This is a genomic window from Paenibacillus chungangensis, assembly GCF_042675905.1.
GTDB classification, from domain to species: domain Bacteria; phylum Bacillota; class Bacilli; order Paenibacillales; family Paenibacillaceae; genus Pristimantibacillus; species Pristimantibacillus chungangensis.
Map to the genome: position 1 here is coordinate 36,997 of NZ_JBHTJZ010000071.1, position 12,608 is coordinate 49,604.

The window sequence follows — 12,608 nt, forward strand, 5'->3', positions numbered from 1 at the left end:
ATTACTGATCCTCTTCTACTAGAGTGAGGGAGATGCCTCTACGGGCAAAGCGCTCCATAACGGATTCCACATCCTCCCGGCTTGTACCAGACAGCAGCACCAGCACATGACCGTCAGCATGCCGTCCAATATAGTCGGTCTCGCGCAGCATAGCAGCAATAGCCCGACTGGTCTCTCTTATATGATCGACATGATCTCCACTGCTCCTTAGAATTAAGTACGGTGTATGATGTTCCTTGAAGGCGAGCCTCTTGGAAGCGACGATCTCCTGGAACACCTCATCCCGCAGCAGCGGAGTGCCTTCTATATAGCGCCGGTCTTCCGTCGCCTGGATATAGGCGAATGACTTGGACAGAGCCGAAGTGACCAGGTCTACTGTGGTCTTGAACAAATTCTGATGATACAATGAGAATTTCTCAAAGGGTAAGCCGTCTATCATGACAACAGCGGATACCGTCCCCTTATCGTAGATAGGGGCGCACATGAGCGGCGCATTGTCTATCAGTTGCTTGTTGATGAACATCTGCCTGTCATGGATAACAGTGGATATATAGGCGTGATCGGACACCTTCAACGAGTTGGCCGTCGCTGCCCCGCTCGTACCTGAGCTTGCGACAAGCCTTAAATAAGAAGCGTCCCGATTAACTGTATAGATACATACAAAGGGTGCGGACATAATGGACTTCACGACATTAACTGTTGCCGTAAATACTTTTTCCGGTTCCAGACTTTCCAGTTCCTTCGTGATGGAATAGATCTTGCCGTAACTGTCACCCGCATTAAGTATCCGCAGCTGCAGCTCTTCCTTCACTTCCCGTACATCATGATACACGCCATTCAAGAACTCGTACTTGTCTTCCAATTCGGCAATCTTGACCTGCTGCTGCTCGATCTGATTATTCTTCCGTTCTATTGAATAGCCGACTACCAGTCCGATAAATAAGTAAATTGCAATCTGAAAGAAGAAATCCGGTATATAAAGAAGCGATATGAATTCGTTGCCCTCTTCCAACCGTTCGAATATATACAGACCAATGGAAAGCATGACCGCCACAATTGCCTGCTTGTTGCCATACAAAATGCCCATAATCGTAATATAGAAAAACTTTACATCTATTGCCGTTCCCACACCAATATCTCCGTTGAGTGTCAGCCATGCGGTTAGGCCGAACGCCAGCAAGTTCTCACCGAAAGGCTGTACCTGCTTAAGTAACGATTTATAAGCTCTCAGTCCGGATGATGCACGCTGCACCTTCGTCGCCGCCGATTCAGCCGCAGCCTGCTCGCGCTGGAAATAGGAAAATGTACGCTGCAGCCCTTCCGCTATGGAGTATAACGGGGCCCAATCCAGATCGTTCTGCACGCGCTCATTGCTCAGGACGGAACGATCGATATCTCCAATGCGTGAGCTGCCATAAGTGATATTCTTCACCGGCTGCAGCTCCTGCACGTAGTCAACAAGTTCCTTCACACTGCACTCCGTACCTGTGGAAACATTATATACGCCTGTCACCTGCGAAAGAGAGGCACGATAGATGACATCCGCCACATCCTCGACATAGATAAAATCCCTGGTCTGACTTCCATCCCCATGTATGACGATATCTTGTCCAGCTAGAGCCCGATTCAGGAATGTAGTGATCACGCCGCCTTCGCCGATGACCGACTGTCTCGGCCCATATACATTGGAGAATCGGAAGCCGAGCGTATCTAGCCCGTACCATTCCGTCCACTTCCCTGCATATCGCTCGCCCACCAGCTTGCTCATGCCGTAAGGCGACAGCGGGGAGCATTCCGCATCCTCCTTGATCGGCATATGCTGCTGAACACCATATACGGCAGCTGATGATGCGTAGATGAACTTGGATACGTTAAAGCTTCTGGACAGATTGAGCATATTAATCAGGCCGGACACATTCGCCTCTGCATCCCTTGCAGGATGAAGAATGGAGTCCGTTACACTAACCTGCGCCGCCATATGTACGACAATATCGAACTTATTGCTGCGATAGACTTCCTCGCACTTGGGATCATCTATCGATAATTGATAGTTTTTGTGCTTGAATGTAACATGTTCTCTCTTGCCCGTAGACAAGTTATCAATAATAACTACATCATGTCCCTCCTTATGGAAGCGATCTGCGATATGCGAGCCAATGAACCCATAACCCCCTGTAATTAGGACTTTCATACTATCACCTCTTTCCTTTCAATAATATACATGGGTTGACTGAACAAAAAATGAACATTATTCCAATGTGCATGCCTGCAACAGGCTGCCACAATAATACAAAACTCCCTTAAACACGCGCTGAAATCGACATTAATCGACAAATTCATTATATCATATCTCTGGTGTAATAGACAAAAAACCCCATGATTGAAGCGATGTCAGGAAATCATCCATTCGCTGTTACCAGAGGGGGGTTATAGTTCTTAGTACCTATCTTTTTTCGTTTTACTCCACTGCATAACGCAGCATATCACCATCTGACGGCAACTGGGTTGTGTTGTCATCATCCAATATCACGCCCAGTGCAAGCTTGCTCCCTATAAGCAAGCCCAGCTCATTCAGTGAAATCGCTGCTTCAATCCCATTATCCTGCTCGTAGTAGCCGGATTGTCGCTTCAAATTACTCACCTGCACCCATGACCAATTCTCTCCGTCTCCGTTATAACGATATAATCTTCCACTCTCCAGCATGAATTCAGCCCCCCCGGAGCTCCAATCAGAAGCTCGGTAACCTGCATCTGCTTCAGGATCTGTGTCCAGATATACTTGGATCTTCCTTGATCGCAGACCACTGCCCTCTATTAATAAGAAGAGCTGCTGCCCATTATGGTAAGCCTTGAGCAACTGAGGATTACCAGGACCTTCATCAAGCACCGGCACGTGATTCCAATCATCTGCAGAGCCGTCAATGACAATAGAAAGATCTTGCGCCGGAGGTGTAGTCGGACTAGGGCTCCCGCTGTCTCCATTCACCATAATCAGGCTCCGGCCTTGCGGCAAGCGATCATCCATGGAATCGTTCCATACATAGCCGATTTCGATACCGCCCTCCATCGCATTTATATGATCTAATGAGAGCGCGGCTTCCACAGCTGTTGAGGTCACGGCATACTGGCCGTTCTCCTTGTAAGAAACAACTTTCGTCCAGCCCCAATCGGTTCCGCCCGATCCGCTGTAACGATACAATATGCCGTTCTCCAGCAAATAATCCGCTCCACCATCGGACCAGAATGGGGGCTGGAAGCCGGTAGCCGTATTATTATCCGTATTCATATATAGCTGTCCCTTATCTCCCAGCAAGCTGCCCGTCACCAATACATAGAGCTTTCCATGTGAAAGGATGGCCTGTAATGTACGCACATTGGAATTGCTCTCCGCTATAGTTTGAATATGGCTCCAATCACCAGCATAACCGTCTATAGTGAAGCCATTCTCGGACGGAGGAGTGGTAGGCGTTGGTTCCGGTGTCGGTGTTGCTTCACCGCCTCCTCCAGAAGTGCTGGTGGGCTCGGGTGTGGGCATGGGGCTGGGCGTTGGGCTGGGCGTTGATTCCGAATCCGGAATCGCTGTCGGGGACGGCCCGCCCCCTCCGTATTCGATAGCGCCTATATCTACAACTTCACCTTGCAATCGGACTCCCCCGAACAAGTCCAGTGCATCTGACCCGATATAATCATTCGCTCCGCTATCAATTGCCGGTGACTGCGCGGACAGTCTGATATCACCATGCACCAGTCCTGCCAATTGCGGATCGGCAAAGATGGAATGCTCATCGAAGCCCGTCACAGTCTTGTATTCCTCCCAAGTAGAGTAGAATTGTCTCTCCCATAGCCACCCTGCCGCATCTATACCATCCGACCTGTAATAGAGATTGTAATCCACCACATTGCCAGATCCGCTAAACCCATACTTATGTACCAGTTTTTGTCCCGGTCCCGCATAGATCAGATTATTCACCACAACATTATCCACATTATTCTCTTGAAAAGTGATTGCTCCGTACCCCTGCTTATACGTATCGTTAAACAACAGCGTGTTATTGCTTACCACATTATGGCTTGCACCGCCATTGTCCTCGTCCGAGCCGCCGAGCAGAATGCCCGCCCCGTCATTATGATGAACATAATTATTGCGTACTGTAATGCTGCTAGTCATTCTCCCTGCATTCTCGCTGGCAATCTCAATGCCGAAATTGCTGTTATACACTTCGTTTCTTTCAATTACGATATTCGAGGCCCCGTCGGCATAAATACCGCCGGCACTTCTCGAGCCGCTCCTATACGCAGGATTCGTGGAAGAATCGATATTATACACGGTATTGCCCCATACAGCGCCATTCCTCGCCTGATCCCGGCAAGGGCTGGAGCAGGCTCCGTAAAAGCCTGCTATATCGATGCCGATATTATTGTTGTCATGCACCTTATTATTATCGACCGAGAAGCCATCGACATTACCGCTTACAGTCAGCGATTCGCTTGAGCCAAGCTTCAGGTGATGCACCCGGTTGCCACTGACGCGAATGTTCGCAAGGGGAACGGCATCATTGCCGTAAATATGAATCCCGTGCGCATTGCCATCATCGGACAAATTCTCAATATGGTGTACATCATTATTCAATATATGGATATGAGAGCCCCCTCTGCGCACGCGTATGCCCGCCGGTGTCTCCGAACTGCTTGAAGTGGTCAGCCCACGCAGCTCAAAGCCGTCAATGACGACATAGCTAACCCCTTTCAGATTGAAGAGAGCATTGTTGCCGCTGGTTATAGTCAAGCCCGTTCCATCGACTACAGGCCGTTCTCCAGGGTAGGCCTGAATAATTATGTAAGCGCCCTTCATGCCCGAAGTGGATATATTGATAAATTCCTCATATATTCCGCCCCGTACCATTACCGTGTCCCCGGGCAGAAGTGCGTTCACTGCGTGCTGAATCGTCCGCCAGGGAGATTCAAGCGTGCCGACCGCTGTATCGTCCCCGTCTGTTGCCACATAATAAGTGGCGTGTGAGTACTGGCTCGTGGAGTATGCAGCCAGAGGCGAATAGGAGATTAAAATCATTAACGACATCATTAATGCGAAGCCAATCTTCGCATAAGCAAGGACAGAAGGATTCTTGCGTTGTTCAGCCATCTCTCCACCGTCTCTTTCATCGCGCACTGATTGTTAGAATAATGCAAGTATATCAACTAACATTGCCAAATAATAGGGACAATCTGCCTGTTTCAAATGCCAGGGAATTGGTTTACTACATTTTAAAGCAAGCTGTTCTACAAATCCATCATGCGGAGGAGATAACCATGTCAAAAGATACTTCCTTTAACAGCACAGTCGCCGGAGCAATCGTCGGCGGGGCGATAGGCGCAATTGCCGCTCTGCTGTTGGCACCGAAGTCCGGACGGGAACTCCGTTCCGACCTGTGTGCCAAGGCGCTGTCGGCCAAGGAGCACACTTCCCAGCTGGCCAATCAGCTCAGCGCGCAAGCGAAGGAGCTTGCCGGAAGCGTGACCGGCAAATCCGATGGAGCTGATGAGAATGGCTGTCATACCGCAGCTGATTCGGAGGTTCGTTCGGAAGGCATGAATACGATGGCACCATCCGAGCCGGACATCGTGAAGCTGGGCAAGGAGATGGACACAATGCCTACCAATTCGGAATTGAGAGAAGAAGGCAAGAGACCAGACCCCGAACAATGACCAGCTATACATCATCATGAACAGGCCCATGGCCGGCACTATCCCAACATTGCCGGCCATGGGCTTTATTGTGTCTATATGATCAGCCATCTACTTCATCATCCTGAAGGATGCGCCTTAACTTCTCTAATGCCCGGCGTTGAATGCGGGATACGCTCATCTGCGATATAGCAAGACATTCCGCCACTTCACGCTGCGTCTGTCCCTTCTTATAGACCAGCTGAAGCACGAGCTGCTCCTGCTCCTTCAAGCGGAGCATAGCCGCTTGAAGATCGAGATTGCCGTCCAAGGCGTGAAACTCACCGCTATCGCCGGGAATCACATCGCCGATCGTGGCCGCGCTTTCCTCATCCGAGCTCAGAGGCTTGTCCAAGGACAAATAATGATACGACTCTCGGGCCGCCAATATTTCAATCGTCTCTTCTATTGATAATTCCAATCTTGACGCGATATCTTCGACCATAGGAGAGCGACCCAGCTCTACCGTCAGCTCATCGACGGCACGCTGCACCATTAACCCCTTCTCCTTTATCCGCCGCGGAATCTGAATATACCATGCCTTGTCCCTCAAGTAGTTCTTCAAGTGTCCAATCAGACTCTTCATCGCATATCCCTCGAACGGAATGCCTTTCGTCGCGTCATATTGCTGGAACAGCCGCAGCATGGCTATTTGCGCGACCTGATAGAGATCATCGTACAGATCCGTTCTGCTCCGCGACATCTTGCCGGCAGCCATTCGAACGATAAATTCGTAATGCTTGAGCAGCAAGGTAGCACTCTCATTGCATTCCATTTTACGATATTGCTCCATCAGTGACTTGATCTGATGAGACGATAATTGCGCTGTCCTTTCACTCATACAATCTCCTCGATTCTGCCCAAGCGCTTGATCAGCACGACCTCCGTCCCGTTGAGCCGCTTCACTTCCACCTTGTCCATAAGCGCATGCATCATATAAATGCCCAGTCCGCCTATAGAAGCCTCAACAAGCGGGATGGCGTGCAGCCCCTGGCGAATCGTGCTCTCTCCCTCTTCCCGAACTCCGGCTCCGTCATCTTTTATCGTTATATACAGATCCACATCCTTCCATTGAAAGGATATCCGGATGAACCCTTCTTGATCGCCGTATGCATGCTGAATAACGTTGGAGCAAGCTTCCGTGACGGCCACTTTCATATCCTCGATCTCTTCATAGGAGAAGCCGGCCTTCACCGCCAAGGCATACAACACGGAGCGAATAATACTCAAGTTGTCTGCAATTGCCGGTATGGTCATTACTATAGGATGATTATTCATATCACACAATCCCTTCTTTCTCTATGGATGATGGGCATCGATTCCTATTGCCGTCAAATCTTCCATATTCGCATGACAGCCGCTGCCGTCCGCGCAATGCGGCTGACGCGGCTGAACTTCGAGCTCTCCGGTCTCTCCCGACTCTCGGGAGTCCGAGCTGCTGCGCTCTGTTGCAACGACAGCGAGACGGAGTGCGCCGTGTCCCCCATAATCTTGATAGTGGCGAATACCCCGTCCAGTTCCTTCAGCTTCTGTTCCGCCTGCCGGGCGACTCCGCTAGCCGTTCCTACCACATCTCTTGCCTCAGCGGTTAATAACATCATCTCTTGCCGCATCTGCTGGATTGCTCTTTGCCCTTCCTGCATCATCAAGCCGGCAAGCCGGAACATTCGAAATGCCGCAATCAGGACGATTACCACGGCTAATGCCACAATAACTGCACTAATCAGGACGATTGTATTCATCTCTGTAAAGCACTCCTTTATGCAACCTGTTTGCTACGTTTTACCCGTTGCGGACACCTTTGAAACACTTCTCCCGCCTTCTCCGCTTCCTCGAATCTATCTTTCTCGCATGCTATACTTAATAGAGTGTGTTCAAAGTCAGCCGTTAGGAGGGTGCCCAATCGCTATGTTCAGATGGAGAAGCTTCAGTATTCGATACAAAATCGCTATCGGCTATATCCTCATGATCGGCTGTCTAGGAGCAGCAATCGGGGTGATATCCGAACGTATTGCGCATCAGCAGCATGAAATGGAAATGCTATCGAGCAAGAGCATTGAAATTAGCAGCCTAATTACGATGATCCGCTACAATGTCATTAGTATGGAGACTAGTCAGAGAGGCTACATTATAACGGGAGACGAAGCCTATCTGGAGCCTTATACGCAAGGGAAAGCAGAATGGCGGAATAACCTAGAGGACTTGCAGGACCACTTCGATGCCGATCCGGAGAAACAGAAGGAGCTCGAGGGCATAAAGGCAACGATCGAGCATTGGATTAATACATACGGAGAACCGACTATACAGCTGAGAAGAAACAATGAGACCGCTACTGTCATTGACTACTTCCGTAACGATTCCGGTAAAAACAGCGTTGAACGGCTCCGAGAGCAGCTGGAGAACCTTCGCAAGAATCACCTATCAGCCAATGAGGCGTCATTGGTGCTGCTGGAGCAGCGCAATGCGTCCATGATTCGCACAATTATCATCATATTAGTTGCCGTAGCGCTCCTGTCACTCCTTATTGTAGCCTACGTATCGCAAACGATTGTGAATGCGATACGTCAGGTGACAACCGCCATTCGCGAGATCGCAGAGTCCCGAGTTGGTCTGGCAAGACGTATCAAGGTCCGCTCCAGAGATGAGATCCAGGGGCTGGCGGAGGCTACCAACAGTCTGCTTGAAAGCATGGAGATGAAATCGTGGGTACAGAAACATGTTGCCGATGTCGCCACGATGAATCAGGGCATGCAGAATCTAATTCAACTGGCCGACGCCTTCCTCAGCCATGTGGCTCCGATGATTGGCGCCAGCTATGGCGCGTTCTACTATCGGAGGGGCAGCGGAGAGAATGACAGACTGGACAAGCTTGCTACTTATGCCGCGCAAGGCGGGTGCGACGCCAGGTCCAGCTTCCTTGTCGGCGAGGGATTGGTAGGCCAATGCGCCAAGGACAAACGTCCGTTCCTGCTCACACGGCCGGAACATTATGAAGGACGCATACAGTCCAGTCTAACAGAGATGGAGCCGCAGAGCGTGCTGATTATTCCCGTAGAGCTGGAAGGCAAAGTGATTGCCGTCGTGGAGTTCGCTTCCATGGAAGCGTTCCAAGCACAGCATCTGAAGTTGCTGGAGGCAATTGAGGAGCACTTCGGAGTGGCCATCGACAATGTCGCCGGCCGAATGGAAGTGGAACGACTGCTAGGGGAGTCTCAAGCTCTGACGGAGGAGCTGCAGGCGCAATCGGAAGAACTGCAGATGCAGCAGGAAGAGATGCGAATGACGACGGAGCACTTGGAAGAACAGAATCTGTACGCCGAGCAGAAGACGAAGGAATTGGAACAAGCGAAGCAGGAATTAGAGGATTACGCTAATCGGCTGGAAGAAAGCGCACAGTACAAGTCGAACTTCCTCGCCAATATGTCTCATGAGCTTCGAACACCGCTTAATAGCATATTGATTCTGTCACAGATGCTCTACGAGAATGAGCACAGCAACCTTTCCAAGGAAGAAGCCGGCTATGCAAGAGTCATTCATTCCTCCGGCAACGACTTGCTCACACTCATTAACGATATGCTGGATCTGTCCAAGCTGGAAGCCGGCAAAATCGAACTGGTTATGGATGAAGTGAATTTGTCGGAAATTCCAGACATGCTAAAGCCGAGCTTTGCTCCCGTAGCGGAGAATAAGGGCATCGCCTTTCATACCGAGCTGAAGGAAGGGCTCCCGCCTACCATTCGCACGGACGGTCAGAGGCTGCAGCAAATATTGAAGAATCTGTTGTCCAATGCTTTCAAGTTCACACATAAAGGTTCGGTTACACTTACGCTGCATCGGCCCGATCCGGCCTTCATCCGGCGGCATATACCATCTCTTCCCCAGGAGAATGCGGTGGCCGTCTCGATTAAAGATACGGGCATCGGCATCCCGCTTGAGAAGCAGGAGGAAATATTCGAAGCCTTCCAGCAGGTGGACGGCAATACCAATCGTATCTACGGCGGCACAGGATTGGGACTGTCCATCTGCAGAGAATTCGCGACTATGCTGGGAGGAAGCATCGCTGTAAGCAGTATGCCGAATCAGGGAAGCACCTTCACGCTCTTGCTCCCTATCGAGCGAGGGAATACCGTCTTGGAAGCTGCAGCAGCGCATGAATCAGCAGCTCCGGCCACGCGGGACGAGTCAGCTCAAGCTGCATTGATGTCTGAGGCGCCCTCTCAGGCTGTTACCCCCCAGGAAGAAGATACCGTCTTCTTGAACAAGAAAGTGCTGCTGGTAGAAGACGACGAGCGCAACATCTTCTCCATCTGCCAGTCTCTTGAGAAGAGGGGGCTTCATGTTACAGTGGCACGCAACGGTCAGGAATGCCTCGACATGGTGGACAGTGATTCTGATGCTCGCTTCGATCTGATACTGATGGATATCATGATGCCTGTACTGGACGGATTCCAGACGACTCGGGCGCTGAAGGAGCGCGAAGCGTTCCGGCATACGCCCATTATCGCTCTTACTGCCAAAGCAATGAAGAGTGACCGGGACAACTGTCTGGCCGCCGGCGCTTCGGACTATATTAGCAAGCCAATAGTGATGGAGCAGCTATTCTCGCTTATGCGCGTATGGCTGACCAGTTAGCGGGTGGGATACGATGAGTGAAGAAATCGAAGAGCTTGAGATTGATCTGATGCTGGAAGCGATCTATCGTGTGAAGGGTTTTGATTTCCGCCAATATTTGCGTTCCTCGCTGCGAAGACGCATCCTCCATCGGATGCAGTTGGATCATGTGCCGACAGTCTCTGCATTGTTGGACCGAATCTTGCACGATGAACAATGGATGAATAAGCTGCTGGAGGATTTATCTATCAAAGTGACGGAGATGTTCCGCGATCCCGGCTTCTTCCTCGCATTCCGCAAGTTCGTTGTCCCGCACCTCCGAATGCAGGAACAAATCCGCATCTGGCATGCGGGCTGCGCTACAGGCGAAGAGGTGTATTCCATGGCGATTCTATTGGATGAAGAGGGATTGCTCGATCGGACAATCATCTATGCAACGGATATGAGCAAGGATGCGATAGATGGAGCCAAGGCAGGCAGGTTCCCGTTAAAGAAAATGCAGGCATATACACGGAATTATCTGCAAGCCGGGGGAAAAGGGGAATTTTCTTCTTACTACTGCACTAACCGGACGCATGCCTATTTTCATGACACGATCAAACAGCGAATGGTGTTCGCGCAGCATAATTTGGCAACGGACGGCTCGTTCAATGAATTTCATGCCATCCTATGCCGGAACGTTCTCATTTACTTCGATACGGAGCTGCAAAACCGGGTGTTCAATGTGCTGGCTGACAGCTTAACGTACGATGGTTATCTAGCGCTGGGCTGCAAAGAGACCATCCTCGCAGCCCAACAGAAGCGATTCGTCGAAGACCAGCCCGAGTGGCGCATCTATCGCAAATATGCGAACGGCTGAACGACAGAGAAAGAGGCCTTGCCCAGCATAAGCAAGCGGCCTCTTTCCTCAAACGCGATATTTGATTAACTTTACTTCTGTAGCGTCTTCGTCCGACTGAACATGCACCTCGTCCATAAGCGCTTCCATTAAATAAATGCCCAAACCGCCGGCACGCAGCTCTTCAGGTTCTTCGCTCCGCAGACTAGCCCCGCTTCCCACCGCCTCTTGATAGGCAAAGGGGGGCCCATAATTGATTACTTTAGTCATCAGACCTTCCTCAACAGGCTCAAATGAAATATCGATCACATGCCGCCCCGAAGCGTTGCCGCCATGGAGCACGGCATTGTTGCACGCTTCGGAGACCGCTACCTGCATATCTTCTATTTCTTCGTAGCTGTAATTCAATTTGGTGGCTACACCTGTCAGACATAGACGGACAAGATCGATATAATCCGCTACCGCCGGAATTTGCAAATGCACTGCGTTCATGCCTCAGCCTCTTCCCCTTCCCCTTCCTTCAAGTAGCCGGACAGGCCTGTCATATCGAACAATCGGCGAACTCGGTCAGGAATATTCCTTACATAAAATGGAGCATGGATACTGTGTCTCGTTTTCAGTATAGATACAATAATGCCGATGCCTGTACTGTCAATATAGGCGACATCCTTCATATCCAGCACAAGCGCCACATCGGTACGCTTAATGACGCGATCAAGCGCCGCCTGCAGCTGTGGCACGACGGCCAGATCAAGCTCGCCGCTCAGCTTCAGCAAGTATCGTCCGTTGCTCTCCTGCTGTTCAATATGTAACGGATCCAACTTCATAATATTCATCACTCCGATCTGTAGCATATATGTTGATCCTACCTATTTTCCAGCTATGGTGCAAGCTACACTGCCGCTATATGATAATAGCTCACATATTGTGAAGCGCCAGTATCGCTGTCCAGGAACAGCTTCAGTAGTGTCGCACCTCTCTGGAATACGATCCCGTCTTCAGCTACATAGTCCGGTTCACCCAACAGACGTCGCATCTCCCGCTCCGTCATGTTCACTTCCATCTGATTCACGGTCAACCGGCCCGGTGCTTCCACGTCGATATATTGCATCTGGCTGTCTTGAAAGCTAATACTCATCGCTTCGTAATGATAAGTCTCTATGCCGGGCAGATGCTCGTCCTGCGAGATGCGATCGGGCGGCCCCAGCTTCTCCACGACCGCTTCACGGCTATCGTAGATGGAGACCCCGTTCACTTCGCTCCACTCCGCATGAATCGGCTCCACACTTCGCTTCTCTGCGTCGGCCGTCAACGTGTACATATCGCCAAGCAATAAGGTCAATATGATAATAACATGCATAATTGAACTCCCTCCTGCCCATCATCGGCTATCAAGGTTCTTATTAACATGTATAAACCGATTGAAGACAATTGA

The 12,608-nt window shown here is 50.4% G+C and carries 11 protein-coding genes; 3 read left to right on the forward strand and 8 right to left on the reverse strand.

The genetic code is table 11. The features are described from left to right. Position 1: 1 nt before the first annotated feature. Complete coding sequence (locus ACFQ2I_RS22400) at positions 2-2,191, reverse strand: NAD-dependent epimerase/dehydratase family protein (protein WP_377568284.1); 2,190 nt, start codon at positions 2,189-2,191, stop codon at positions 2-4. 267 nt (positions 2,192-2,458) lie between these two features. Beyond that, a complete protein-coding gene (locus tag ACFQ2I_RS22405; protein ID WP_377568287.1) occupies positions 2,459-5,143 on the reverse strand; it encodes a right-handed parallel beta-helix repeat-containing protein in 2,685 nt (894 codons plus the stop codon). Between the two features lie 167 nt (positions 5,144-5,310). Between ACFQ2I_RS22405 and ACFQ2I_RS22410 the strand changes: the two genes are divergently transcribed. Then, entirely contained in the window at positions 5,311-5,706 is a 396-nt protein-coding gene (locus ACFQ2I_RS22410) for a YtxH domain-containing protein (protein WP_377568290.1), read from the forward strand. An 82-nt stretch (positions 5,707-5,788) separates the two neighbouring features. Here ACFQ2I_RS22410 and ACFQ2I_RS22415 read toward each other — a convergent pair whose 3' ends face one another. The 3 genes from ACFQ2I_RS22415 to ACFQ2I_RS22425 are packed head-to-tail and all read right to left on the reverse strand — an operon-like array spanning position 5,789 to position 7,466. Then, positions 5,789-6,565, reverse strand: coding sequence for a sigma-70 family RNA polymerase sigma factor (locus ACFQ2I_RS22415; RefSeq protein ID WP_377568293.1), 777 nt, complete (start codon positions 6,563-6,565; stop codon positions 5,789-5,791). Further along, positions 6,562-7,002 (reverse strand): ATP-binding protein, encoded by a 441-nt coding sequence (locus tag ACFQ2I_RS22420; RefSeq protein WP_377568296.1) that lies wholly within the window; start codon positions 7,000-7,002, stop codon positions 6,562-6,564. Before ACFQ2I_RS22420 ends, ACFQ2I_RS22415 begins: the two co-directional genes overlap by 4 nt. A 53-nt stretch (positions 7,003-7,055) precedes the next feature. Continuing rightward, the gene (locus ACFQ2I_RS22425) at positions 7,056-7,466 is read right to left on the reverse strand and encodes a DUF948 domain-containing protein (RefSeq protein WP_377568298.1); all 411 of its coding nucleotides are present in this window, start codon (positions 7,464-7,466) and stop codon (positions 7,056-7,058) included. A gap of 166 nt (positions 7,467-7,632) precedes the next feature. Here ACFQ2I_RS22425 and ACFQ2I_RS22430 point away from each other — a divergent pair, with 166 nt between their 5' ends. Together ACFQ2I_RS22430 and ACFQ2I_RS22435 are read left to right on the forward strand one after the other, a co-directional pair. Continuing rightward, positions 7,633-10,356 carry an ATP-binding protein gene (locus ACFQ2I_RS22430; RefSeq protein WP_377568300.1) on the forward strand — a complete coding sequence of 908 codons (2,724 nt, stop codon included), beginning with the start codon at positions 7,633-7,635 and terminating at the stop codon, positions 10,354-10,356. Between the two features lie 13 nt (positions 10,357-10,369). Beyond that, positions 10,370-11,194 carry a CheR family methyltransferase gene (locus ACFQ2I_RS22435; protein WP_377568302.1) on the forward strand — a complete coding sequence of 275 codons (825 nt, stop codon included), beginning with the start codon at positions 10,370-10,372 and terminating at the stop codon, positions 11,192-11,194. Positions 11,195-11,242: 48 nt separating this feature from the next. Here ACFQ2I_RS22435 and ACFQ2I_RS22440 read toward each other — a convergent pair whose 3' ends face one another. The 3 genes from ACFQ2I_RS22440 to ACFQ2I_RS22450 are packed head-to-tail and all read right to left on the reverse strand — an operon-like array spanning position 11,243 to position 12,533. Further along, complete coding sequence (locus ACFQ2I_RS22440) at positions 11,243-11,665, reverse strand: ATP-binding protein (protein ID WP_377568304.1); 423 nt, start codon at positions 11,663-11,665, stop codon at positions 11,243-11,245. Continuing rightward, on the reverse strand, positions 11,662-12,027 hold the full coding sequence (locus ACFQ2I_RS22445) for an STAS domain-containing protein (RefSeq protein WP_377568307.1): 366 nt from the start codon (positions 12,025-12,027) through the stop codon (positions 11,662-11,664). The genes ACFQ2I_RS22440 and ACFQ2I_RS22445 overlap by 4 nt, the downstream gene beginning before the upstream one ends. 38 nt (positions 12,028-12,065) lie before the next feature. Continuing rightward, complete coding sequence (locus ACFQ2I_RS22450) at positions 12,066-12,533, reverse strand: hypothetical protein (RefSeq protein ID WP_377568309.1); 468 nt, start codon at positions 12,531-12,533, stop codon at positions 12,066-12,068. Positions 12,534-12,608: the final 75 nt, after the last annotated feature.

What these genes read in the sequence shown, in the direction of transcription:
- ACFQ2I_RS22450 (WP_377568309.1), bottom strand. Translation starts at nt 12,533, where the DNA reads ATGCATGTTATTATCATATTGACCTTATTGCTTGGCGATATGTACACG.
- ACFQ2I_RS22405 (WP_377568287.1), bottom strand. Translation starts at nt 5,143, where the DNA reads ATGGCTGAACAACGCAAGAATCCTTCTGTCCTTGCTTATGCGAAGATT.
- ACFQ2I_RS22410 (WP_377568290.1), top strand. Translation starts at nt 5,311, where the DNA reads ATGTCAAAAGATACTTCCTTTAACAGCACAGTCGCCGGAGCAATCGTC.
- ACFQ2I_RS22435 (WP_377568302.1), top strand. Translation starts at nt 10,370, where the DNA reads ATGAGTGAAGAAATCGAAGAGCTTGAGATTGATCTGATGCTGGAAGCG.
- ACFQ2I_RS22420 (WP_377568296.1), bottom strand. Translation starts at nt 7,002, where the DNA reads ATGAATAATCATCCTATAGTAATGACCATACCGGCAATTGCAGACAAC.
- ACFQ2I_RS22415 (WP_377568293.1), bottom strand. Translation starts at nt 6,565, where the DNA reads ATGAGTGAAAGGACAGCGCAATTATCGTCTCATCAGATCAAGTCACTG.
- ACFQ2I_RS22400 (WP_377568284.1), bottom strand. Translation starts at nt 2,191, where the DNA reads ATGAAAGTCCTAATTACAGGGGGTTATGGGTTCATTGGCTCGCATATC.
- ACFQ2I_RS22440 (WP_377568304.1), bottom strand. Translation starts at nt 11,665, where the DNA reads ATGAACGCAGTGCATTTGCAAATTCCGGCGGTAGCGGATTATATCGAT.
- ACFQ2I_RS22430 (WP_377568300.1), top strand. Translation starts at nt 7,633, where the DNA reads ATGTTCAGATGGAGAAGCTTCAGTATTCGATACAAAATCGCTATCGGC.
- ACFQ2I_RS22425 (WP_377568298.1), bottom strand. Translation starts at nt 7,466, where the DNA reads ATGAATACAATCGTCCTGATTAGTGCAGTTATTGTGGCATTAGCCGTG.
- ACFQ2I_RS22445 (WP_377568307.1), bottom strand. Translation starts at nt 12,027, where the DNA reads ATGCTACAGATCGGAGTGATGAATATTATGAAGTTGGATCCGTTACAT.